Source organism: Nitratireductor sp. XY-223, from assembly GCF_004959855.1.
Taxonomy (GTDB): Bacteria; Pseudomonadota; Alphaproteobacteria; order Rhizobiales; family Rhizobiaceae; genus Hoeflea_A.
In genome coordinates this window covers 271,736-293,467 of record NZ_SPNT01000005.1, presented here as the reverse complement: position 1 = coordinate 293,467, position 21,732 = coordinate 271,736, and the positions used below count along the sequence as shown (strand labels likewise).

Sequence of the window (21,732 nt, the reverse complement as noted above, 5' to 3'; positions counted from 1 at the left end):
TACAAATTGCCGGGCAATGTCGGCGGATGCGCATTGTCACGCTCATCCTGTGTCTCCTGGCTGCGGTCAGCGCCTCCCGCGCCGAGACCTACAATCCGGCGTCGGGCGAACCCGATCCGGACCGGACATTGACGGTCTATTCGACCCTGGATGAGGTTGTCTCGCGCCCGCTCATCGAGGGCTTCCAGAAGCAATACCCGGACGTCACTGTCATTTACGACGAGGCGCAGTCGCTGGATATTTACGAGCGTGTCATCCGCGAAACCGACGAAGACGGCAAAACCGCGGATCTGGTGATCTCATCGGCCATGGATCTGCAGGTCAAGCTGGTCAACGACGGCTACGCTCAACCGGTTTCCGGCATCGACATCGCACGCTGGCCGGACTGGGCGGCCTGGCGGCGAGCGGCCTTCGGGCTGACATTCGAGCCATCGGTGATTGTCTACCACAAGCCGAGCTTCGAGGGTTTGGATGTGCCGCGTAACCGCGCCGAACTGATCGAACTTCTGAAGACATCCGAAGCGGAGCTCTACGGCCGCATCGCGACCTATGACGTGGAGCGCGCCGGCCTCGGCTTCTTGTTCCTTGCCCGCGACCGGGAGCACAACCGCGATATCTGGGAGCTTGTCTCGGCCTTCGGTGCGTCCGGTGTGAAGCTCTATTCGAACTCTTCCGCCATTCTAGACCGTGTCGCCGACGGGCGCTTTGCGCTTGGCTACAACATTCTGGGCTCCTACGCCGAGAGCTGGGCCAGCAGCAAACCCGATCTCGGCATCATCCTGCCGGAAGACTACACCGTCATCATGTCGCGCATCGCGATGGTGCCGCAGGCGGCCGAGCATCCGGAACTCGGTGAAGCCATGCTGTCGTTCCTGATGTCCCGCGAGGGCCAGACGATCATGGCGCGCGACGTGCGCCTGCCGGCACTGCATCCCGACGTGGAGGGCCCCAACACGGCATCGGCCATGCGGGCGCGCTACGGCGCGCAATTGCGGCCGATCTCGATCAGCCCCGGCCTTGTCGTCTACCTGGACCAGGTCAAGCGCGCCCGGTTCATTGCCCGGTGGAACGAGGCGTTGCGTACCAAATAGGCCGCCGGTGCGTTGCGTGTCAGCTTCATGACAGCTTTTCCTGCTTTGCTTGGTTCACGCCCGCCCTCGGGCGTGGAAAGAGCATTTCTGGGAGGACCTCATGCTTAAGAAACTGACAGCGGCGCTCGCTGTAACCGTATTTGCGCTCGGCGCGTCGGCCGGTCTCGGCCAGGCGCAGACCGTCGATGAGATCAAGTTCCTGATTCCGGGCGGCGCAGGCGGCGGCTGGGACGGCACCGCCCGCGGTACCGGCGAGGCGCTGACCAAGTCCGGCATCGTTGGATCGGCGTCCTACGAGAACATGTCGGGCGGCGGCGGCGGCAAGGCCATCGCCCATATCATCGAGACCAAGGACCAGGGCACCCTGATGGTGAACTCGACGCCGATCGTCATCCGGTCCCTGCAGAAGGTGTTTCCGCAGTCGTTCCGCGACCTGACGCCGATCGCCGGAATCATCGGTGACTACGGCGCGATGGTCGTCGGCAAGAACTCCGATATCCAGGACCTTGGCGGGCTTGTTGACGCCTACAAGGCGGACCCCGCGAAGATCGCTATCGGAGGCGGCTCCGTGGCTGGCGGCATGGATCATCTGGTCGCCGCCCTCGTCATGAAGAATGCCGGCGAAAACCCGACTGACGTGAAGTACATTCCGTACGATGCCGGCGGCAAGGCCATGGCTGGCCTGCTCTCCGGCGAGATCGCGGCCCTGACCACCGGCCTGGGCGAGGCGCTGGAACTTGCCCGCCAGGGCGAAGTCCGCATTCTGTGCGTCACGGCGCTGAATCGGCTTGACGCTGCACCCGACACGCCGACCTGCGACGAATCCGGCTCGGCCGGCACCAATTTCGTCAACTGGCGCGGTTTCTTCGCCGCACCCGGCCTGCCGGACGACAAGAAGGCCCAGTACATCGCCGCGCTTGAGGCCATGTACGCGACGCCCGAATGGGTGGCCGTGCGCGACCGCAACGGCTGGGTCGAGATCTTCAACCCGGGCGACGACTTCTCGACCTTCCTGGAGCAGCAGGAAGAGGAAGTCGGCGGGTTGATGAAGGAACTCGGCTTCCTCTGAGCGCCGTCGCGTCGGATCAAAGAACAAAACCACGGCGGGGCCGCCCAGCGCTGCCCCGCCGGATTTGAGGACGGCGACACGCCGCCCCCGGGGAGGAACCTATGCTGTTTTCCAAGGACAGGATCGGCGGCATCCTGCTGCTGGCCTTCTGCATTACCTACGGCATCTTGAGCCAGAACATCACCCTGCTGCCCATTCAGGCCAAGGCGGCCTTTACCGCCCGCACCATGCCGGAGGTGCTGATGGTCCTCGGCATCGGCCTTTCGCTTCTCGTGCTGATATTCCCCGGTTCCCACGATCGCCCGCAGCTCGCCGGTTTCAACTGGGGCAAGGCGGTGTTGTTTCTCGTTCTGATGTCGGCCTATGGGCTGACGATCCGCCCCTTCGGCTTCCTCATTTCCACCTCGCTGTTCCTGATCCTCGGGTTCGCAATGCTCGGCGAGCGCTCGGTGACCAAGCTGCTGCTCGTGTCCGTGCCCCTGGTGGTGTGCTTCTGGCTGTTGATGACGCAGGGCCTCGACGTGTTCATCGAGCCGCTGCCCTGGTTCCTGAAAGGCTGATACGATGATCGAAGGCATTCTGATCGGTCTTGGAACCGCGCTGACACCCGTCAACATCATGTTCGTTTTCACCGGCTGCCTGATCGGCACCTTCATCGGCATGCTGCCGGGTCTCGGCCCGATGTCGGCAATCGCCCTGATGATCCCGGTTGCCGCGAGCCTGGAGCCCGCGACCGGCATCATCCTGATGGCGGCGGTCTATTACGGCGCCATATTCGGCGGCTCGACATCGTCGATCCTCATCAACGCGCCGGGTGTCGCAAGCACGGTGGCGACGTCCTTCGACGGCTATCCGCTCGCCAAGCAGGGCAAGGCCGGCAAGGCGCTTGCCATTGCCGCCTATTCGTCCTTCTCCGGCGGCGTGATTGCCGCCATCTTCCTGCTCGTCGCCGCGCCGTTCCTGGCGGCGGTGTCGCTGTCCTTTCACTCGGCCGACTATTTCGCGCTGATGGTGCTGGGCCTTACCGCGGTTGCCGCCTTCGCCGGCAAGGGCGACGTTCTCAAGGCGCTGCTGATGACGGTGATCGGCCTGATGCTCTCCACCGTCGGCACCGACCAGACGCAGGGCGTTCCTCGCTTTACCCTCGGCCTCATCGACCTGACGGACGGGATCTCGTTCCTGCTGCTGGTCATGGCCACCTTTGCGCTGTCCGAAGCGCTGATTGCCATCCTGAAGCCTTCCGGCGACGACAAGCGCCAGGAGGAGATGGAGGCATCGACCAAGCTCGGCTCCATGAAGGTGACCGGCGGGGAGGTCAAGGAGATGGTGCCCGTGATCGGACGGTCGTCGATCCTCGGTTTTATCATCGGGGTCCTGCCCGGCGCCGGCGCCACCATCGCGAGTTTTCTCGCCTACGGAACCGAGCAGCGGCTGGCCGGGCCGGAAAAGGGCAAGCTCTTCGGCAAGGGATCCATCCGCGGCCTGTCGGCGCCGGAAACGGCCAACAACGCTGCCGCGACCGGATCGTTCGTGCCGCTGCTGACACTGGGAATTCCGGGTTCGGGCACGACGGCGATCATGCTCGGCGCACTCATCGGCTACGGCATCCAGCCGGGGCCGCGCCTCTATATCGATCAGCCGGCGGTGTTCTGGTCCGTCATTGTCTCGATGTGGATCGGCAATATCGTGCTCCTGATTCTCAATCTTCCGCTCATCCCCTACATTGCGAAGATTCTTGCCATTCCGTCCCGGTTCCTGCTTCCGCTCATCCTGTTCTTCTCGCTGATCGGTGTTTACTTCGTCAGCTTCAACACGTTCGACATTCAGCTCATGGTGCTGTTCGGGCTGATCGCGGTGGTCCTGCGTTTCCTCGATTTTCCGATGGCGCCGATGATCCTGGGCTTTATCCTGGGCGGCATGATGGAAGAGAACCTGCGGCGCGCCCTGCTGATCAACAACGACAGCTGGTCGTTCCTGTGGCAGCGGCCGCTGACGCTGACGATCCTGGTCATCGCCGGGTTCTGCCTGTTCGCGCCCATCCTGTGGTCGAATTTCCAGCGGCTCAGGAAGGGTGCCGACCGTGCCGGGGAGGGAGGCTGATCGCGACGGATGGCGGATGCCGGGAATGAACTGGCGACGACGCTTCTGACGCTGGCCGTTGGCGCCGCCGGTGCGGTGCTGGCTTTCCTGCTGGGCTTTCCCGCGCCTGCCCTCACCGGGCCTGCGCTCACCGTAACGATACTGTGCGTCGCCGGGATGCGGCTCAGGGTGCCGCAAATCCTGCGCCATATCTGCTTCGCTGTTATCGGCCTGTCCTTGGGAACGGGCGTAACGCCGGAGGTCTACGAGGCTGCCAGGCAGTGGCCGTTGAGCTTCCTCTTCCTTGCGGTCAGCGTGTGCATGATTTTCGCCGCCGGCGCATCGGCGCTCAGGTTGTTCTGGCGTCAGGACCGGCAAACGGCGATCCTGTCGGCCGTTCCGGGCCACTTGAGCTACGTGCTGGGCATGTCCACTGCGACCCGCGGCGACCTGCCGACCATCAGCGTCATTCAGAGCACCCGCGTGCTTGCGCTGACGCTGATCGTGCCGTTCGCCGTCAGCTTGCTCGGCTACGATACGTCCCGCATGGGTCTTCCGGGCGCCCAGATGGCGCTGGTTCCGCTGGCCGTCAGTCTGCTTCTGGCGATTTGCCTGGGACTGGTCCTGCACCGCTTGCGGGTGCCGGCAGCGCTGCTGCTCGGCGGCATGATCTTCTCCACCGTCACGCATCTGAGCGGTCTGGTCGTCGGACACGTTCCGCTTTGGGCCGCGATACCCGCGTTTGCGATCATGGGCAGCCTCATCGGTACCAGGTTCTCCGGCGTTGCGTTGAAGACCCTAGCAAAGGCGTTCGGTGCGGGTCTTGCGATAACCCTGATTGCCTTTGTCGTGACCATCGTCTTTGCCGTCCTCCTGGTGCAGTTTGTCGATCTGCCGCTGCCGCAGGTGCTGATCGCCTTCGCGCCCGGAGGGGTCGAGGCCATGGCGGCGATGGCCGTCATTCTCGGTGCCGATCCTTCTTTCGTGGCTGCGCACCATGTATGGCGGCTCGTCATCCTGACGTTCCTTGCGCCGATGGTGCTTGGAAGGACAAAAAAAAGCGGCCCCTGAGGGCCGCTTTGCAACTGGCGTTTCGCGGTCCCCGCCAGTTGCCGGTTACTCAGCGCATTCTCTTGCGGTCAGCGGTCGGCTGGAATGCCAGCTTCGAATGGTAGGTGCAGTAGGGTGCGCTGTCGTCGCACTCGACGCCGCAGAAATAGAAGTCGTCCTGCAGCGGATCGCCGACCGGCCATTTGCAGGTCTTTTCCGTCAGTTCGGTCAGCGGCAGCTTGCGGAAAATCGGCACGACGACATCCTCGACCGGCCGAGTATCGATCTCGGCGACCGCATCGGCAATGAGGTCGGGCTTGAGTGCTGTCGCGCCGCGGGTACGGGGCATCGAACGTGTTGCGCCACCGCGTGAGGCATAGCTGCCGCCCCTGGAAGCCGAGGAGACCCGTTTCGCGCGCGATGCCGACGAGCCGCCGGATTTGGCGCGTCCCGGCAGATTGAGGCGGTGCACCTTGCCGATGACTGCATTGCGGCTGACGCCGCCCAGTTCGGCTGCGATCTGGCTCGCGCTCAACCCGTCTGCCCAGAGCTTTTTCAGCCTATCGACGCGTTCATCAGTCCAGCTCATGGTCATTTACCCCTTTCACCGCATCCGGGGGACGACCGAATCCTTCAACGCGTTCCGAAATCATTTCGGAGCCGAAACGTTCTATTTGTCAAAGGTCACTAGGTCCGCCGCATGCAGTCCGTAATCTTCCTCTATAAACTAGTGACAGCGGGACTCGGTGACAAGAGTCCCGTGAATCAAGAAGATTCCTTTTTTGAGTTTTCCCCAACTTGCGGCAGTTTTCCCGGTCTCCGGACCCATTTCGACCGCAATGAGGCGGCAGCCTGCCGCGATTCGCGGTGGTTGATTGACGGCCACACACGGTATAAAGATACGGCGACGGCTGCCTTCCACGGGCAGCTATTTGTTTTTGGCCGGATGATCCGGTCAGATCGTTCCGAAAATTTGTCCGGCCGCGCGGCAGGCACCGCGGCATTTGGGAGTTGATGGTCATGTCGGAAAATGCGTCGCTTTACAGCACGTATAAGCGCATCCCGCTCCGCTTCGAGCGGGGAGAGGGCGTCTGGCTGGTTACCGAGGACGGAACGCGCTACCTGGATTTTGCCGGTGGCATCGCAGTTACGTCCATGGGCCATTCGCATCCGCACCTCGTCGAAGCGCTGAAAGGTCAGGCCGACCGCCTTTGGCACCTGTCGAACCTTTACGAGATCCCGGACCAGACCCGGCTCAGCGAGCGGCTGACCCGGGCGACTTTCGCCGACCGCGCCTTTTTCACCAATTCCGGTGCCGAGGCGCTGGAATGCGCCATCAAGACGGCGCGGCGCTTCCAATATGTCAACGGGCACGAGGAACGCATCGACATCATCACCATCGAGGGCGCGTTCCACGGCCGCACGCTTGCCACCATCGCGGCCGGCGGCCAGGAAAAGTACCTCGAGGGCTTCGGCCCCAAGGCGCCCGGATTCATCCAGGTTCCCTTCGGCGACATCGATGCGGTGCGGAGCGCTGTCGGCGAAACCACGGCGGCCGTGCTCGTTGAGCCGATCCAGGGTGAAGGCGGCATCCGCGAGCTCCCGGCCCAGTATCTTCGCGACCTTCGCGCGCTTTGCGACGAACAGGGCGTGCTGCTGGTTCTTGATGAGGTGCAGTGCGGCGTCGGCCGCACGGGCAGGCTCTTTGCTCACGAATGGGCCGGAATCACACCGGATATCATGGCCGTTGCCAAGGGAATCGGCGGAGGCTTTCCCTTCGGCGTGTGCCTGGCGACGGAAGAGGCGGCGAGCGGCATGACGCCGGGCACGCACGGAACCACCTATGGCGGCAATCCGCTTGCCATGGCGGTCGGCAATGCCGTGCTCGACGTGCTTTTGGAGGAGGGCTTCCTCGACAAGGTTCGCGATGTGAGCCTGGTTTTCAAGCAGGGCCTGGCCGCCATCGCCGACAAATACCCGGACGTCGTCGAGGAAATTCGTGGCGCCGGCCTGATGCTGGGCATCAAGTGCAAGGTGCCGGTTGCCGAACTGCTCGTGGCCATGCGCGACCAGCATCTGCTCGGCGCACCGGCCGGCGACAATGTGGTGCGGCTGTTGCCGCCGCTCACGACAACGGCCGAGGAAGCCCGTGACGGACTTTCCCGCCTCGACGCCGCCGCGGCGGCGATCTCCGGCACCGCCTGAGAGGCCTTTGATTCGAAGCGGGCGGCAATCGCGCCCGTACAGGGAATACTGCAATGACGACACGTGACGGCCCCCGTCATTTCCTCGACCTTTCCGCCGTCGCCGGCAGCGAACTGCGCGACATACTCGACCATGCGCACGAGCGGAAGGCTGCGACCAGGGACGGCAGTGCCGACAAGCCGCTCGCCGGCAAGGTGCTGGCGATGATATTCGAAAAGCCGTCGACAAGGACCCGCGTTTCCTTCGATGTGGGCATGCGCCAGCTGGGCGGCGAGACCATCCTGCTCTCCGGCAACGACATGCAGCTCGGCCGCGCCGAGTCCATCGCCGACACGGCGCGCGTCCTGTCGCGCTATGTCGACGCGGTCATGATCCGCACAACCGATCACGGGCGGCTGACCGAGCTGGCCGAGCATGCCACCGTCCCGGTGATCAACGGCCTGACCGACGATACCCATCCGTGCCAGATCATGGCCGATGTCATGACCTTTGAGCAGCACCGCGGCTCCGTTGCCGGCAAGACCTTCTCGTGGGTCGGCGACGGCAACAATGTGCTCCATTCGCTGATCGAGGGGTCGGCGCGGTTCGGCTACAATATGAATGTCGGCGTTCCCGAGGGTTCCGAGCCGGAGGGCCGTTTCGCCGACTGGGCCCGTGAAAATGGCGGCACCGTCTCCTTGACCGCCGATCCGGAGCAGGCCGTATCCGGAACCGACTGCGTGTTCACCGATACCTGGGTGTCAATGGGGCAGGAACAGCGCGCGCGCGGACACAACGTTTTCAAGCCCTATCAGGTCAATGCCCGGCTCATGGCGAAGGCCGACCCGGCCGCGCTTTTCATGCACTGCCTGCCTGCCCATCGCGGCGAGGAGGTGACGGACGACGTGATCGACGGACCGCAGTCGGTCGTCTTCGACGAGGCGGAAAACAGGATGCACGCCCAGAAGGCCATCCTTGCCTGGTGCTTCGACCGGCTCTAACTAAGTGCTGCAGGCCGGCCCCGAGCGGCTTCAACGGCACCCGGTGTTCCATTAGATTGACAGAAGATGACTGACGAAATGATCCTTGGAGAGATCGGCTTTGCCGGCGACGATCAGGTGGTGCCGTTCGAGGTCGAGGGCCTCGATGCACGCGGCCGTGCCGTGCAGCTCGGGCCCATGCTCGACGCGATCCTGGCGCGCCACGACTATCCTGAGCCGGTTGCCCGGTTGTTGGCCGAGGCGGTGACGCTGACCGTGCTTTTGGGCACGTCCCTGAAATTCACCGGCAAGTTCATCGTCCAGACGCAGAGCGACGGCCCGGTCGACATGCTGGTGGCCGATTTCACGACGCCCGACAGCTTGCGTGCCTATGCGCGCTATGACGAGCGCGCCCTCGCCGAGGCGGTGGCGCAGGACCGGCTCGAGCCGCAGGATCTGCTCGGAACCGGCATCCTTGCCTTTACCATCGATCAGGGCGCCCACATGCAGCGCTACCAGGGCGTCGTCGAACTCAACGGGTCGACCCTCGAGGAAATCGCGCGCGCCTATTTCCGTCAGTCCGAGCAGATACCGACCGAGGTCCGGCTCGCGGCCGCACAGCTTTACGGTTCCGGCAATGGCGGCGAGCGCGAGCACCAGTGGCGTGCCGGCGGCGTCGTGCTGCAGTTCCTGCCGGAATCGCCCGAGCGCATGCGCCAGGCCGACCTGCCGGGCGGCGATCTTCCCGACGATGCCGAACAGGTTGATTTCGAGGAGGACGAGGAGTGGCTAGAGGCGAAGGCGCTTATGGAGACGATCGCCGACGACGAGCTTGCCGATCCGCAGGTCGGCTCCGAAAGGCTGTTGTACCGCCTGTTCCATGAGCGCGGCGTTCGTGTCTTCGAACCGGTTGCCGTGCGCGACAACTGCTCCTGTTCGCGTGACAAGATCCGCTCGGTGCTTGCCGGGCTGGACAAGGACGAAATCGCGCAGAGCGTGGAAAACGGCCGGATCTCGGTGAAGTGCGAATTCTGCTCGGCGAACTACAGCTTCGATCCCTCGGAGATTCCGGAAATACCGGAATAGCGGCGGCCGAAAGGTGGTGTCGGTGCCGCCAAATCGGAGCGCGCAATGTAAAGTAATGTAAAATTCGGCTCAGAAATCTGGCATTTAGCCGAGAAAACGGCAAAATGTAACAAGAATTACGAATCTTTAATTTCTGCACTGGGCCGCTACATTAGTAGACTGCGTGGGTCGAGCCGGAGCATCCTGCATGCTGAAATCGATAAACGAGGAAGAAGCAGCAGATTCTGCCGCGGTCGGGGACACGCCCGATCGCCCTCAGGACAGACGCTCCCCGCTGCTGAGCGGCGGGCGCGTCGTGCTGCAGGTCGTGCTGATGATGGCGGTGCTCGGCGGTTCCTACGTGATCATGAACCGGATCATCGAATCGCAGCCGGAACGCAGCGCGCGCACCTTTCGCCCCACGGTCTACCCGGTCGAGACGGTTGCCGTTACCCCGGCCTCCAACCGGCCGCAGCTGCTCCTCTACGGCGAAGTGCAGGCGGCACGGTCCGTGGAACTGCGTCCCCTGGTCAACGGCGAGATCATTGCCGTCAATCCGGATCTCAAGGCCGGTTCCCATGTCGCCGCCGGCGACGAGTTGATGGAAATCGACTCCTTCCATTTCAAGGGCGCGTTGTCGGAGGCGCGGGCCAATCTCGCGCAGGCGCGCGCAACCCTTGCCGAAACGGAGGCCCGCATTGTCGCCGAGAAGGATCAGCTCGAGGGCGCGGAAATGCAGCTGGCGCTCGCCGAGAGCGATCTCAAGCGGGCCGAATCGCTGGTCGAGAGCGGAACGCTCACCGAGAAACAGGTCGAGGATCGGCGCCTGATCGTCTCGCAGCGTGAACAGGCGGTCAGCCAGCGCCGCAACAACCAGATCATCGAGGACGCCAAGCGCGAACAGCAGATCGCCAGCATCGAGAGCCTGACCTGGAAGGTGCAGCAGGCCGAGCGCAACCTGGAGAACACGGTCCTGCGGGCGCCTTTCACCGGGGTCGTCAATTCGGAAAACGCCGAACCCGGACGCTATGTCAGCAGCAGCGACGTTGTCGCCTCGCTCTATGACGACGAAGCGCTTGAGGTGCGCTTCACCCTGACCGATGCCCAGTACGGGCGCATTTCCACCGACGCCGATCCGCTGATCGGCCGTGCCATCGGCGTCGTCTGGGTGGTCGGGCTGAGCAGCTACGAATATTCCGGAAGGATCGACCGGATCGCCGCCGAGATCGCCTCCCAGCGCGGCGGTGTCGAGGTTGTCGCGCGTCTCGATCCGAACAGTTCCCCGGTCCAGTTACGGCCCGGCGCGTTCGTCGAGATCGACGTTCCGGACCGCACCTATGACAGCTCCTTCCGGATCCCCGAAACGGCGCTGTTCAACGGCAACGAGGTGTTCGTCGTCGAAGACGGAAAACTCGCCCGCAGGATCGTCGAGATCGCCGCGTTCGACGGCGAGGACGTCATTGTCCTCGGCGGTCTCCAGTCCGGCGATGTTGTCATGACGACCCATCTGACACAGGCCGATGACGGCGTTCAGGTCAGGGAGCCGGGCGCCCGTCCGGCGGGTCCGCGCGGCGACGGCGTGGCCGGCCAGCGCACCCAGGGAAGCTGATCATGGCCGAACGCGGCGTGCGCCAGGCAATTGAACACGCGGCCGAGGACCTGCGCGGCACCGGCGGCCTGGTTCGCACCTTCATCCGTCACGCGAATGCTGCCAATTTGCTGATGATGCTGATGATCCTCATCGGCGTTTTCAGCGTCATGAGAATCAACACGCAGTTCTTCCCCTCCGTCGACCGCCCGCGCATCGACATCTCCGTCACCTGGTCCGGCGCCAGCGCCGAGGATATCGAGGCCAATCTGCTGGCGGTGATCGAGCCGGAGGTGCGCTTTGTCGAGGGCGTCGATGTCATGACCTCGACGGCGCGCGAGGGATCGGGTTCGATCCGCCTCGAATTCGAGGACGGCTCCGACATGCAAAAGGCGCTGTCCGATGTCGAGACGGCCGTCACGGGCGTCAGTACGCTGCCGGAAGACGCAGACACGCCGAGCATCTCCAAGGCAAGTTTCTTCGACCGCATCGCCAGCCTTTCGGTGGGCGGCTCCGCGCCGGAGGCGATCAAGCGCGAATGGGCCAAGCACATCCGGGACGAGCTGATATCGCGCGGCATCGACAAGGTCGATTTCACCGCGCTGCGCGACCGGGAAATCCGCATCGATATTCCCGAGCGCGAGCTGCGGCGTCTGGGTCTGACTATCAACGATGTCTCCCGCGCGGTCACCGATAACAGCAGCGATCTTCCCTCCGGAACGCTGGAAGGCGCCGTCGAACGCCAGTTGCGCTCGCTCGCCGACGCCGAAAGCCCGCAGACGCTTGGCGATATCGAGGTGCTGGCTTTTTCCTCCGGCGAGAAGGTTCGGCTCAAGGACATCGCCACCATCGCCAACGGTTTCGACACCACCGAGACCCGGGGCTTTACCGGCGGCGAAGTCGCCATCGAGATCGACGTGCGCCGTTCCGCCACCGCCGACACGCTGCGCACCGCCCGCGTCCTTGACGAATATCTCGAGGAACTGCGCCCGCAACTGCCGCACAATATCGAGATCACAACCTATGAAGTGGCGGCCGATTCGCTGCTCGAGCGCATCATGTTGCTGGTCAAGAACGGTCTCGGCGGGCTGATCCTCGTTGTGGCGATTCTCTTCCTGTTCCTGGACGGGCGCATTGCCTTCTGGGTGGCGGCGGGCATCCCGGTCGCGCTGCTCGCGACCGTCGGTTTCATGTTCATGTCCGGCCAGACGATCAACATGATCTCCCTGTTCGGGCTCATCATGATGCTCGGCATCATCGTCGACGATGCGATCGTCGTCGGCGAACACACCTACACGCGCCTCGAGATGGGCGACGATCCGATGACCGCCGCCGAGAACGGCGTTTCCATGATGATCCGGCCGGTGCTTGCCGCTATGACGACCACCATCGCCGCCTTCGCGCCGATGATGCTGATCACCGACACGATCGGACAGATCATGGGCGTGCTTCCCCTGGTGGTCATTGCCGTCATCATTGCCAGCCTGCTGGAGTGTTTCTATGTGCTGCCGGGCCATCTCGCGCACGCGATGCAGCGCGAAAACGGACCGCGCTGGTCCTATTGGCGGCAGTTCTTCTTCGCCTTTGTTGCCGTCGTGGCGATCACCACGGCCGCGACGCCCTATTCGCCGCTTTTCGGACTGGCGCCTGAAGACTCCGCAGTCAGGACCTGGCTGGCCGGCCTCAACAGTCTCGAATTGCCGGTGCGCATGATCCTGGTTGCCGGCGCCGCGCTGGTGTTTGCCACGGTCATCGAGGCCATTATCCTCGGTTTGCGCCGCAGGATCTCGGCCGGGCGCGCCGATCCGAAGCGGGGCGAAACGCTCAAACCCGGCGGTTTCCGCCGCTGGTTCGACCGCAATTTCGTGCGCTTTCGCGACGGCCCGTTCAACAGGCTTGTCACCCTTTCTTTTCACTGGCGCTACGTCACCGTGTCCATAGCGATCGGTCTTGCGCTGGTCATCGCCGTGGGTCTCATCCAGGGCAAGCGGGTCGAGTTCGTGTTCTTCCCGTCACCGGAAGCCGAGAACATCCGCGGTAATGTCAGCTTCATTGCCGGATTGCCCGAGGCGGATGCGATCAGGGCCATCGCCGAAATCGAGGGCGCATTCCGCAAGGCGGAGCAGGAACTGACCGGCGGCAATGAAGAGCTTGCCGAGTCGATCTTCGTGATGTTCTCCAAGGCCAGCCGCTTCGGCGGAACCAGCGCGACGATCAAGGTTCAGCTCACCTCGTCGGAATCGCGCACCGTGCGCACCGCGGACGTTGTGCGCGCCTGGCGGCGGGCCGTGCCCGATGTCGCGGGCGTATCGCGGTTCGCCATATTCCAGTCGCGCGGCGGGCCGCCGGGACGCGATATCGACATCGAGTTGCGCGGCGACAGGATCAACGAATTGAAGGCCGCGGCGACCGAGATGATCCCGATCCTCGGGTCCGTTGCCGGCGTGTCGGGTGCCGATGACAACCTTCCCTACGGCAAGCCGGAGCTGGTGGTCGAGATGTTGCCGCGCGGTGCCGCGCTCGGCTTCACCGCGGACGATATCGGAAGGCAGTTGCGCAATGCGTTTGACGGCCAGATACCGTTCCGCTTCGCCCGCGGCGACGACGAGGTAACGGTGCGCGTGTCGCAGCTGATGCGCGTTGGCGGAACCGCCGCGCTACGCAATTTCGAGCTCAGGAGCCCGACGGGCGATTTCGTGCCGCTGACCGAAGTGGCGCGCCTGACCGAACGCCAGGGCTTCGCCTATGTCTCGCGCAAGGACGGAAAGACCAAGATCTCCGTGACCGGGGACATCGACAGCGAGGTCAACACGACCGACGGCGTCATCGACGAGCTGGAATCGACGGGCGTCATCGCGGAGATCGCGTCCCGCTACGGCGTCGATTACCGCTATGGCGGCCGCGCGGAGGAACAAAAAACCGCATTCGCCGACCTGCAGCTCGGCATGATCGTCGCGCTCTCGGTGATCTACATCATCCTCGCCTGGGTCTTCGCCAGCTATGCGCGGCCGCTGGCCGTCATGCTGATCATCCCGTTCGGTGTCGTCGGCGCTGTGTTCGGCCACTGGATCATGGGATTCCAGTTGACGATCCTGTCCTGGATCGGGCTGCTCGGTCTCGGCGGTATCCTCGTCAACGATTCGATTATTCTCGTTACCCGCCTGGACGAGCGGCTGCGCCAGGGCGAGGACCTCGCGGCCGCCGCAACCGGGGCCAGCCGCGACCGGCTGCGGGCGGTGCTGCTGACATCGCTGACGACCATCGGCGGCCTTTTGCCGCTGTTGTTCGAGACGAGCCGCCAGGCACAGTTCCTGCTGCCGATGGCGATCACCATCGTATTCGGCCTTGCCATGGCGACGCTGCTTGTCCTGTTCCTGGTGCCCGCGTTGATGGGCATCGGCAACGATATCCGCAACTCCGCCATCGCGGTATTCGGCCACCATCCCCGCACCGGCTCCGCCTGACGCGGTTCTGCCCGGGCGCGTCGCCGCTGATGCGGTCTTTGTTTGTCAGACCACAATTCGCCGCTTGAATCGGGTCGCATTTGTTGCCATCGGTGTTTCGTTGCACATCGCGAGGACAAGCCAGATGCAGGTCGAATCGAAAATCTCTACAGCTATCCGATCAAGGGGCTGAGCCCGCGCCCGCTCGAAAGCGTCGATCTGGAGGCGGGCCAGGGCTTTCCCGGAGACCGGCTGTTCGGTTTTGCCAAGGCGAATGGCGGTTTCGACCCGCAGGATCCGAAACCGCTGCCGAAAACCAGCTTCGTCGTTCTGATGGAGCATGCCAGGCTTGCCGGTCTCATAACGGAGTTCGACGATTCCGCCCGTGTGCTGACCGTGTTGCTGGATGGACAGACGCAACGTTTCGACCTGGCATCACCGGCGGGCAAGGAACAGGCGGCGGCGTTCCTGTTCGAGCAGCTCGACCTTTCCGAGGCCGAGCGGCCGCAATTCGTCGAGGGCTCGCCGCACCGGTTCACCGATGTGTCTGTCGTGTCGGAAACCATGATGAACGCCGTATCCTTGATCAATCTGGACTCCGTCGAGGCGTTTGCCGGCCGTGTCGAAACTCCTGTGGACCCGCTGCGCTTCCGCGCCAACATCTACTTTCGCGGATGGCCCGCATTCTCGGAACTGGAATGTATCGGCAGAACGGTCCGTATCGGCGACGTGCTCCTGAAACTGCTGAAGAGAACCCAGCGCTGTGCGGCCACGGAGGTCAACCCCAAGACGGCGGAACGCGACCTGCGGGTGCCGTTCCTCCTGCGCAAGAACTACGGTCACCTGGACATGGGGGTCTACGCCGAAGTCGTGCGTGGCGGCGTCGTCAGGCCCGGCGACAGGCTCATTCTGCAGGAGGCGCGCGTCAGCGACCAGGTCGAGGGTCTGTTCTGAGGCGATCGCCGGCCGGGTTCAGGTGCGCCAGAAGCGCGGCAGGAACAGGACCATGATCGTGAACAGCTCCAGCCGTCCGAGGAGCATGCCGGCGGCGAGTGTCCATTTGGCGGTGTCATTGAGCGGCGCGTAGTTGCCCGCCGGCCCGATGATCGTTCCGAGACCCGGTCCGACATTCGAGATGGCCGAGCCGGCGCCGGACAGCGCCGTCGTCGTGTCGAGGCCGGTCATGATCAGCGCGATCGAGATAGCGCCGAAACTGACGACATAGAGGAACATGAAGCTCATCACCGATGCGATGACGCGCGGATCGATCGGCCGGCCGTTGAACTGCGGGCGGAAGATGCCGTGCGGATACATCACCTGGTTGATGTGCTGGCGGATTGCCTCGAACAGCACCTGGAAACGGAAGATCTTGATGCCGCAGGAGGTCGAGCCGGCGCAGCCGCCGATGAACATGATCACGAAGAAGAACGAAATCGCGTGCGGTCCCCAGATGCCGTAGTCGGTCGTCGCGTAGCCGGTGCCGGTGGTGATCGACACGACATTGAAGGCCGCGAAGCGCAGGCCGTCGAGGCCGACGTGATACTCGCCGTAATGGGCCATCAGCCAGGCGATCAGCGTGGCGATGGCGAGCAGGCCGAGGAATACCCGCACCTGCGAATCGAAAAAGATCGGCCGGACGCGTCCCTGCAGCATCTGGACATAGAGAATGAACGGGATCGATCCCAGGATCATGAAGACGATCGTGATCCAGTCGATCGCGGCGCTGTCAAAATGGCCGATGGAAAGGTCCTTGGTGGAAAAGCCGCCCGTCGCGACGGTGGTCATGGCATGGATGACGGCGTCGGCGAAGGGCATGCCCGCAGCCATGAACAGCACGCAGCACGCGACGGTGAAGCCGATGAAGACGAGGGTGATCGAACTTGAGATCTGCGTCGCCCGCGGCAGGATCTTCTCCGCCGTGTCGAAGGCCTCTGCCTTGAACAGCTGCATGCCGCCGATCTGAAGCATCGGCAGCACCGCGATCGCCATGACGATGATGCCGAGGCCGCCAAGCCATTGCAGCAGCCCGCGCCAGAACAGGATGCCGGGCGGTGCGTGGTCGAGTCCCTCGATGACGGTCGCGCCCGTCGTCGTCAGTCCCGACATGGATTCGAAGAAGGCGTCGGTATAGCTCGGCACCACGCCCGACCACATGAAGGGCAGCGCGCCGAAGGCCACCAGCGCCAGCCACGACACGACCGTCATCAGCAGCGCCTGGCGGGTCGAGAGGCCGCGCGGCGATCCGCGCGTGGCGGCAAACAGCGAAAGACCGATCAGCGTCGTCAGCATGGACGATGCGAAGAACACCATCCAGTCCTTGTTGTCCGCGGCAAGGTCGACGATGGCCGGAAGCAGCATCGCAACGCCGAGCGTTGCGATCAGGATACCCGTGACCAGTATGACGGGACGGAAATCCAGCGCTCCGTTCAATTGAGCGTTCTCGCCATGCCCGGAACGTCGAGTGAGAAGGCGGGGATATCGACCATGAAACTTTCGCCGTCCTGGCGTTCCATGCGGTACTGGCCGACCATCATGCCGGAGGAGGTGTCGAGCGGGCAGCCGGAGGAATATTCGAACTGGTCGCCGGGCGCCAGGACCGGCTGTTCGCCGACGACACCCTCGCCGGTGATCTCGTCGACCTGGCCGACCGCGTCGGTGATGCGCCAGTAGCGGTCGCGCAACTGCACGGTGTCGTCCGAATGGTTGACGATGACGATGCGGTAGCCCCAGACGAACCTGTTTTCTTCCGGTTCGGACTGTTCCTCAAGATAAAACGGCTCGACCGTGATCTCGATATCATGTGTCAGCGCCCGGTACATGCTTGTTCGCGCTTCCCATTGATTCCCGCAATATCCTACTGCCGTCTATATAACATCAACGGCCAAAGGTGAATTCGCTTTCGCTCCGCGATGGTGGTGCGGTTAACGCTGGAAATCCGCCCGGCGGTCAAATAAAGCTGACGCGATTGTGACAAATGATGGCTTTCGATTGCCCGTGAAAGCTGTATGCATGTTCGCGCTTGCGCGAAAGGAGAGGCCATGCTCGACGGCGCCGTCAGAAAGATCATCAACCCGCCGCTCGATGCCTGTGGCCGGCGGGTGGCGGCCCTCGGGGTTTCCGCAAATGCGGTCACCATTATCGGCTGCGTCATCGGCCTCGTTGCCGCCTATGCCATTTGGCAGCAGGCCTATTGGGCCGGCCTTGTCCTCATCCTCATCAGCCGCTTTTGCGACGGCCTCGACGGCGCCATTGCCAAGGCGACGGAATCGACCGATTTCGGCGGTTATCTGGATATCGTGCTCGACTTCGTCTTCTACGGCGCCATCCCGCTCGGTTTCGTGCTGGCCGAACCCGGCGTCAACGCCGTCGCCGGCGCCGTGCTCATATTCTCGTTCTACATCAACGGATCGACATTTCTCGCCTATGCGATAATGGCGGAGCGCTACGACATGCACAGCACCGTCCGCGGCGAGAAATCGCTCTATTTCACCACCGGGCTCGCCGAAGCGACCGAGACGATCGCCGTCTTCGCCGTCTTCTGCATCTTCCCAGGCAGTTTCGTGTGGCTCGCCTATGTCTACGCGGCAATCTGCCTTTATACGGCGCTGTCGCGCATCGTCATCGCCGGCCGCATGTTCGGCCAGCGCTGAACCCCGGGACACGGCGGCTCACGTCGCCGCCAGCGCCCGGTCGATGTCGGCGATCAGGTCGTCCGCGTCCTCCAGCCCGATGGAAAGCCGCACCGTCGCATCGGTGATGCCGAGCTCGGCGCGCGCCTCTTCCGCCAGGTTCTTGTGCGTCGTCGTCGCCGGATGGGTGATCAGGCTCTTGGCGTCGCCCAGGTTGTTGGAGATGCGGATGATCTGCAGCGCGTTCTCGAAGGCGAAGGCCGCCGCCTTGCCGCCTTCGATCTCGAAGGCGACGAGGGTCGAGCCGCCGGACATCTGCTTCTGCACCAGATCGGCCTGCGGGTGGTCGGGCCGGCCGGGATAGATCACCCGCTTGATCGAGTTCAGCGACGCCAGGTGGTCGGCGATCTTGCGGGCGCTTTCCGTCTGCTGGCGCACGCGCAGCGGCAGCGTTTCGAGCCCTTTCAGGAGCGTCCACGCATTGAATGGCGACAGCGAAGGCCCCGTGTGGCGGAAATAGTCGTGCAGGTTCCCGTCGATCCAGTCCTTGGAGGAAAGCACGATGCCGCCGAGGCACCGGCCCTGGCCGTCTATGTGTTTCGTCGCCGAGTAGACGACGATATGAGCGCCCAGTTCCAGCGGTTTCTGGTAAAGCGGTGTGGCGAACACGTTGTCGACGACCACCTTGGCGCCGATCGCATCGGCGATTTTGGCAACGCCCGCGATATCGATCACCTCGAGCGTCGGATTGGTCGGGCTTTCCAGGAAGAAGACCTTCGTGTTGGGGCGCACGGCGCGCTGCCAGTTTTCAAGGTCCGTACCGTCGATCAGCGTGGTTTCGATGCCGTATTGCGGCATCAGCGTTTCCACCACCCAGCGGCAGGAGCCGAACAGCGCCCGCGCGGAGACTACGTGGTCGCCGGCCTTGAGCTGGCACAGCAGCGACGCGGAAACGGCGGCCATGCCCGACGCGGTGGCGCGCGCGTCCTCGGCGCCTTCCAGGGCGCACATGCGCTTTTCGAACATGTCGACCGTCGGGTTGGCGTAGCGCGAATAGATGAAGCCCTCATCCTCGCCCTTGAAGCGGGCTTCCGCTGCCTCGGCGCTGTCATAGACGAAGCCCTGGGTCAGGAACATCGCCTCCGAGGTCTCGCCGAATTGCGAGCGGCTCGTGCCGCCATGGACCATCTGCGTCGCCGGACGCCAGTTTGCCGCGTTTGCCGTTCCGTCTGTACTCTTATCGGTCATGTCTTCACCCAACAAAAAACCGGCCTGCGAACGTCGCCAGCCGGTTGGATTCCCGACCTTTTAGCGACTTGTTTAACGTGGCAGCAAGCCGGTCGGCCAAATCACCACGGGATAAGGCCTCTTTACAGCCCCGATTTCCTTGCGTCAATCGTGGCGCGCTGTATTTGATAGACCCGAAAACAGGGGAAAGGCATGGCGAAGGCAGGCATTCTGGCCGATCTGGACATTGCGGGGCTGTTCGACGCCGGCCGCCTGAAGGCGCCGCGCGCGCTTGACGACGACCAGATCCAGCCGGCGAGCCTCGATCTGCGCCTCGGCGAAAAGGCCTACCGCGTGCGCGCCAGCTTCCTTCCCGGACCCGGTCACCGGGTCGGCGACAAGCTCGAGCGTCTCAAGCTGCACGAAATCGACCTGACCTCGGGCGCGGTGCTCGAGACGGGCTGCGTCTATATCGTGCCGTTGCTGGAAAGCCTCGATCTGCCGGGCGACATCAGCGCGTCGGCCAATCCGAAGAGTTCGACCGGGCGGCTCGACATCTTCACCCGCGTCATGGCCGACAATACCCAGGAATTCGACAAGATGCCCGCCGGATACAGCGGCCCACTCTTCCTCGAGGTCAGCCCGCGGACATTTCCCATCGTCGTGCGCACCGGCTCGCGCCTGTCGCAGATCCGTTTCCGCAAGGGCAGCGCCGGCCTCGACGAGGCGGCACTGGCGCAATTGCACGAAAGCGAAGTGCTCGTCGCGTCCGAGACGCCGAATATATCCGGCGGCGGCATTGCCCTATCCGTCGACCTGGAGAGCGGCCCGGATGGTCTCGCGGGCTATCGCGGCAAGCACCATACCTCGGTGATCGATGTCGACCGCAAGGCTGCCCACGACGTTCTCGATTTCTGGGAGCCGATCTACACGCGCGGCAACGGCTATATCATCCTCGACCCGGACGAGTTCTACATCCTCGTCTCACGCGAAGCGGTGCACGTGCCGCCGCTTTATGCCGCCGAGATGACGCCCTTCGATCCGCTGGTCGGCGAGTTCCGGGTGCACTATGCCGGCTTCTTCGATCCCGGCTTCGGCCACACGGCGGCCGGCGGCTCGGGCAGCCGCGCCGTGCTCGAGGTGCGCAGCCACGAGGTGCCGTTCATCCTCGAACACGGGCAGATCGTCGGCCGGCTGGTCTACGAGCACATGCTGGAGCGCCCGAAGGCGCTTTACGGCGCCGATCTCGGCTCCAACTACCAGGCGCAGGGCCTGAAGCTCTCGAAGCATTTCAAGCAGTAAGGCCGCGCGTCAGGACGTCTTTTCCGCCTTCATCTGCGCGATGTCGGCCCGCAGCGCCTTGATTTCATTGAGGATCATCTCCTGCTCGTTCTGCAGCATCTCGCGGTCTGCGGACGCTTCGGCCTCGTGCTCGGCCTGCATCGCCGACACGATGATGCCGATGAAGAGGTTCAGCACTGTGAACGATGTGGCGACGATGAAGGGCACGAAGAAGGCCCAGGCCATCGGATAGACATCCATCACCGGGCGCACGATGCCCATCGACCAGCTCTCCAACGTCATGATCTGGAACAGCGAATAGGCGGACGCCGGGATCGAGCCGAACCATTGCGGGAAGGCGCCCCCGTAGAGCTTCGTCGCCATCACCGAGAAGACGTAGAACACCAGCCCCAGGAGCAGCACGATGGAGCCCATGCCGGGCAGGGCGGCGATCAGCCCGCCGACGACGCGGCGCAGCGACGGGACCATCGAAACCAGCCGCAGCACCCGCAGGATGCGCAGCGCGCGCAGCACCGAGAGGCTGCCGGTTGCCGGCAGCAGCGCGACGCCGACGACGATGAAGTCGAAGATGCGCCACGGATCCTTGACGAAGGAGGCCCTGTAGACGGCCATCTTGGAGACCAGCTCGACGACGAAGATCGCCAGAATCAGCCGGTCGATGGTCAAAAGCAGCGGGCCCGCGCGCTCCATTGCCGCCGGGATCGTCTCGAGGCCGAGTGTGATCGCATTGACGATGATGATGGCGGTGATGAACCATTCGAATTTGCGGGTTTCGAGCAGGTTTTTCAGGGCTTGCATGGCGGGCCGGTCGGTGCGTTGGGACGACATGCACATGGCAACGGGTTTGGCCGGAGTCAAGCTGTGCTTGACAGAAATGGAGTGCTTCACTCTTGTCGGGCGAGGCAATGGCGGGTCGATTGCAGCGTCAAAGGTGCGGGCATGTAGCCCAACGTCTTCTACACCGGCCGGCTGGTGAGGTCACGGTCATTACCGCAGCTGTAGGCGCACTGCGCGGCACAGTACTG

The 21,732-nt window shown here is 63.6% G+C and carries 18 protein-coding genes and 1 riboswitch; of the genes, 13 read left to right on the top strand and 5 right to left on the bottom strand.

Annotated elements, in window-relative coordinates:
* The first annotated feature begins 26 nt into the window (after positions 1 to 26).
* The 5 genes from E4M07_RS18650 to E4M07_RS18630 all read left to right on the top strand — a co-directional run bounded on the left by E4M07_RS18650 (position 27) and on the right by E4M07_RS18630 (position 5,310).
* Positions 27 to 1,091 (top strand): ABC transporter substrate-binding protein, encoded by a 1,065-nt coding sequence (locus E4M07_RS18650; RefSeq protein ID WP_136659889.1) that lies wholly within the window; start codon positions 27 to 29, stop codon positions 1,089 to 1,091.
* A 100-nt stretch (positions 1,092 to 1,191) separates the two neighbouring features.
* Complete coding sequence (locus E4M07_RS18645; RefSeq protein WP_136659888.1) at positions 1,192 to 2,160, top strand: tripartite tricarboxylate transporter substrate-binding protein; 969 nt, start codon at positions 1,192 to 1,194, stop codon at positions 2,158 to 2,160.
* A 101-nt stretch (positions 2,161 to 2,261) separates the two neighbouring features.
* Positions 2,262 to 2,720, top strand: a complete 459-nt coding sequence (locus E4M07_RS18640; protein ID WP_136659887.1) for a tripartite tricarboxylate transporter TctB family protein — start codon at positions 2,262 to 2,264, stop codon at positions 2,718 to 2,720.
* Positions 2,721 to 2,724: 4 nt separating this feature from the next.
* A complete protein-coding gene (locus tag E4M07_RS18635) occupies positions 2,725 to 4,260 on the top strand; it encodes a tripartite tricarboxylate transporter permease (RefSeq protein WP_136659886.1) in 1,536 nt (511 codons plus the stop codon).
* Between the two features lie 9 nt (positions 4,261 to 4,269).
* Complete coding sequence (locus E4M07_RS18630) at positions 4,270 to 5,310, top strand: AbrB family transcriptional regulator (protein ID WP_136659885.1); 1,041 nt, start codon at positions 4,270 to 4,272, stop codon at positions 5,308 to 5,310.
* A gap of 49 nt (positions 5,311 to 5,359) precedes the next feature.
* On the opposite strand, the gene E4M07_RS18625 is transcribed toward E4M07_RS18630, so the two are convergent.
* Positions 5,360 to 5,878, bottom strand: coding sequence for a GcrA family cell cycle regulator (locus tag E4M07_RS18625; RefSeq protein WP_136659884.1), 519 nt, complete (start codon positions 5,876 to 5,878; stop codon positions 5,360 to 5,362).
* A gap of 431 nt (positions 5,879 to 6,309) precedes the next feature.
* Here E4M07_RS18625 and E4M07_RS18620 point away from each other — a divergent pair, with 431 nt between their 5' ends.
* From E4M07_RS18620 to E4M07_RS18595, 6 genes are all read left to right on the top strand, one after another.
* Positions 6,310 to 7,494: an aspartate aminotransferase family protein gene (locus E4M07_RS18620; RefSeq protein ID WP_136659883.1), complete on the top strand. Its 1,185-nt coding sequence runs from the start codon at positions 6,310 to 6,312 to the stop codon at positions 7,492 to 7,494.
* Between the two features lie 53 nt (positions 7,495 to 7,547).
* Positions 7,548 to 8,474, top strand: a complete 927-nt coding sequence (gene argF / locus E4M07_RS18615; protein WP_136659882.1) for an ornithine carbamoyltransferase — start codon at positions 7,548 to 7,550, stop codon at positions 8,472 to 8,474.
* Positions 8,475 to 8,540: 66 nt separating this feature from the next.
* On the top strand, positions 8,541 to 9,539 hold the full coding sequence (locus tag E4M07_RS18610) for an Hsp33 family molecular chaperone (RefSeq protein ID WP_136659881.1): 999 nt from the start codon (positions 8,541 to 8,543) through the stop codon (positions 9,537 to 9,539).
* A gap of 187 nt (positions 9,540 to 9,726) precedes the next feature.
* Positions 9,727 to 11,127, top strand: a complete 1,401-nt coding sequence (locus E4M07_RS18605) for an efflux RND transporter periplasmic adaptor subunit (protein WP_136659880.1) — start codon at positions 9,727 to 9,729, stop codon at positions 11,125 to 11,127.
* 2 nt (positions 11,128 to 11,129) lie between these two features.
* Positions 11,130 to 14,570, top strand: coding sequence for an efflux RND transporter permease subunit (locus E4M07_RS18600; protein ID WP_136659879.1), 3,441 nt, complete (start codon positions 11,130 to 11,132; stop codon positions 14,568 to 14,570).
* A gap of 42 nt (positions 14,571 to 14,612) precedes the next feature.
* A complete protein-coding gene (locus E4M07_RS18595) occupies positions 14,613 to 15,503 on the top strand; it encodes an MOSC domain-containing protein (RefSeq protein WP_246660501.1) in 891 nt (296 codons plus the stop codon).
* Between the two features lie 18 nt (positions 15,504 to 15,521).
* On the opposite strand, the gene E4M07_RS18590 is transcribed toward E4M07_RS18595, so the two are convergent.
* Entirely contained in the window at positions 15,522 to 16,979 is a 1,458-nt protein-coding gene (locus E4M07_RS18590) for a TrkH family potassium uptake protein (RefSeq protein WP_246660500.1), read from the bottom strand.
* Positions 16,976 to 17,368 carry a Co2+/Mg2+ efflux protein ApaG gene (apaG, locus tag E4M07_RS18585; RefSeq protein WP_136659878.1) on the bottom strand — a complete coding sequence of 131 codons (393 nt, stop codon included), beginning with the start codon at positions 17,366 to 17,368 and terminating at the stop codon, positions 16,976 to 16,978. The genes E4M07_RS18590 and apaG overlap by 4 nt, the downstream gene beginning before the upstream one ends.
* Before the next feature lie 219 nt (positions 17,369 to 17,587).
* On the opposite strand from apaG, the gene E4M07_RS18580 reads away from it, so the two are divergent.
* A complete protein-coding gene (locus tag E4M07_RS18580) occupies positions 17,588 to 18,199 on the top strand; it encodes a CDP-alcohol phosphatidyltransferase family protein (protein WP_136659877.1) in 612 nt (203 codons plus the stop codon).
* 18 nt (positions 18,200 to 18,217) lie between these two features.
* Here the strand turns inward: E4M07_RS18580 and E4M07_RS18575 are convergent, their stop codons facing one another.
* On the bottom strand, positions 18,218 to 19,426 hold the full coding sequence (locus E4M07_RS18575; RefSeq protein ID WP_136659876.1) for an O-succinylhomoserine sulfhydrylase: 1,209 nt from the start codon (positions 19,424 to 19,426) through the stop codon (positions 18,218 to 18,220).
* 40 nt (positions 19,427 to 19,466) lie between these two features.
* A riboswitch (SAM riboswitch) is annotated at positions 19,467 to 19,544 on the bottom strand.
* Positions 19,545 to 19,618: 74 nt separating this feature from the next.
* Here E4M07_RS18575 and E4M07_RS18570 point away from each other — a divergent pair.
* Positions 19,619 to 20,707: a 2'-deoxycytidine 5'-triphosphate deaminase gene (locus E4M07_RS18570; RefSeq protein ID WP_136659875.1), complete on the top strand. Its 1,089-nt coding sequence runs from the start codon at positions 19,619 to 19,621 to the stop codon at positions 20,705 to 20,707.
* A 9-nt stretch (positions 20,708 to 20,716) separates the two neighbouring features.
* On the opposite strand, the gene E4M07_RS18565 is transcribed toward E4M07_RS18570, so the two are convergent.
* Entirely contained in the window at positions 20,717 to 21,505 is a 789-nt protein-coding gene (locus E4M07_RS18565) for an ion transporter (RefSeq protein ID WP_136659874.1), read from the bottom strand.
* Positions 21,506 to 21,732 lie beyond the last annotated feature (227 nt).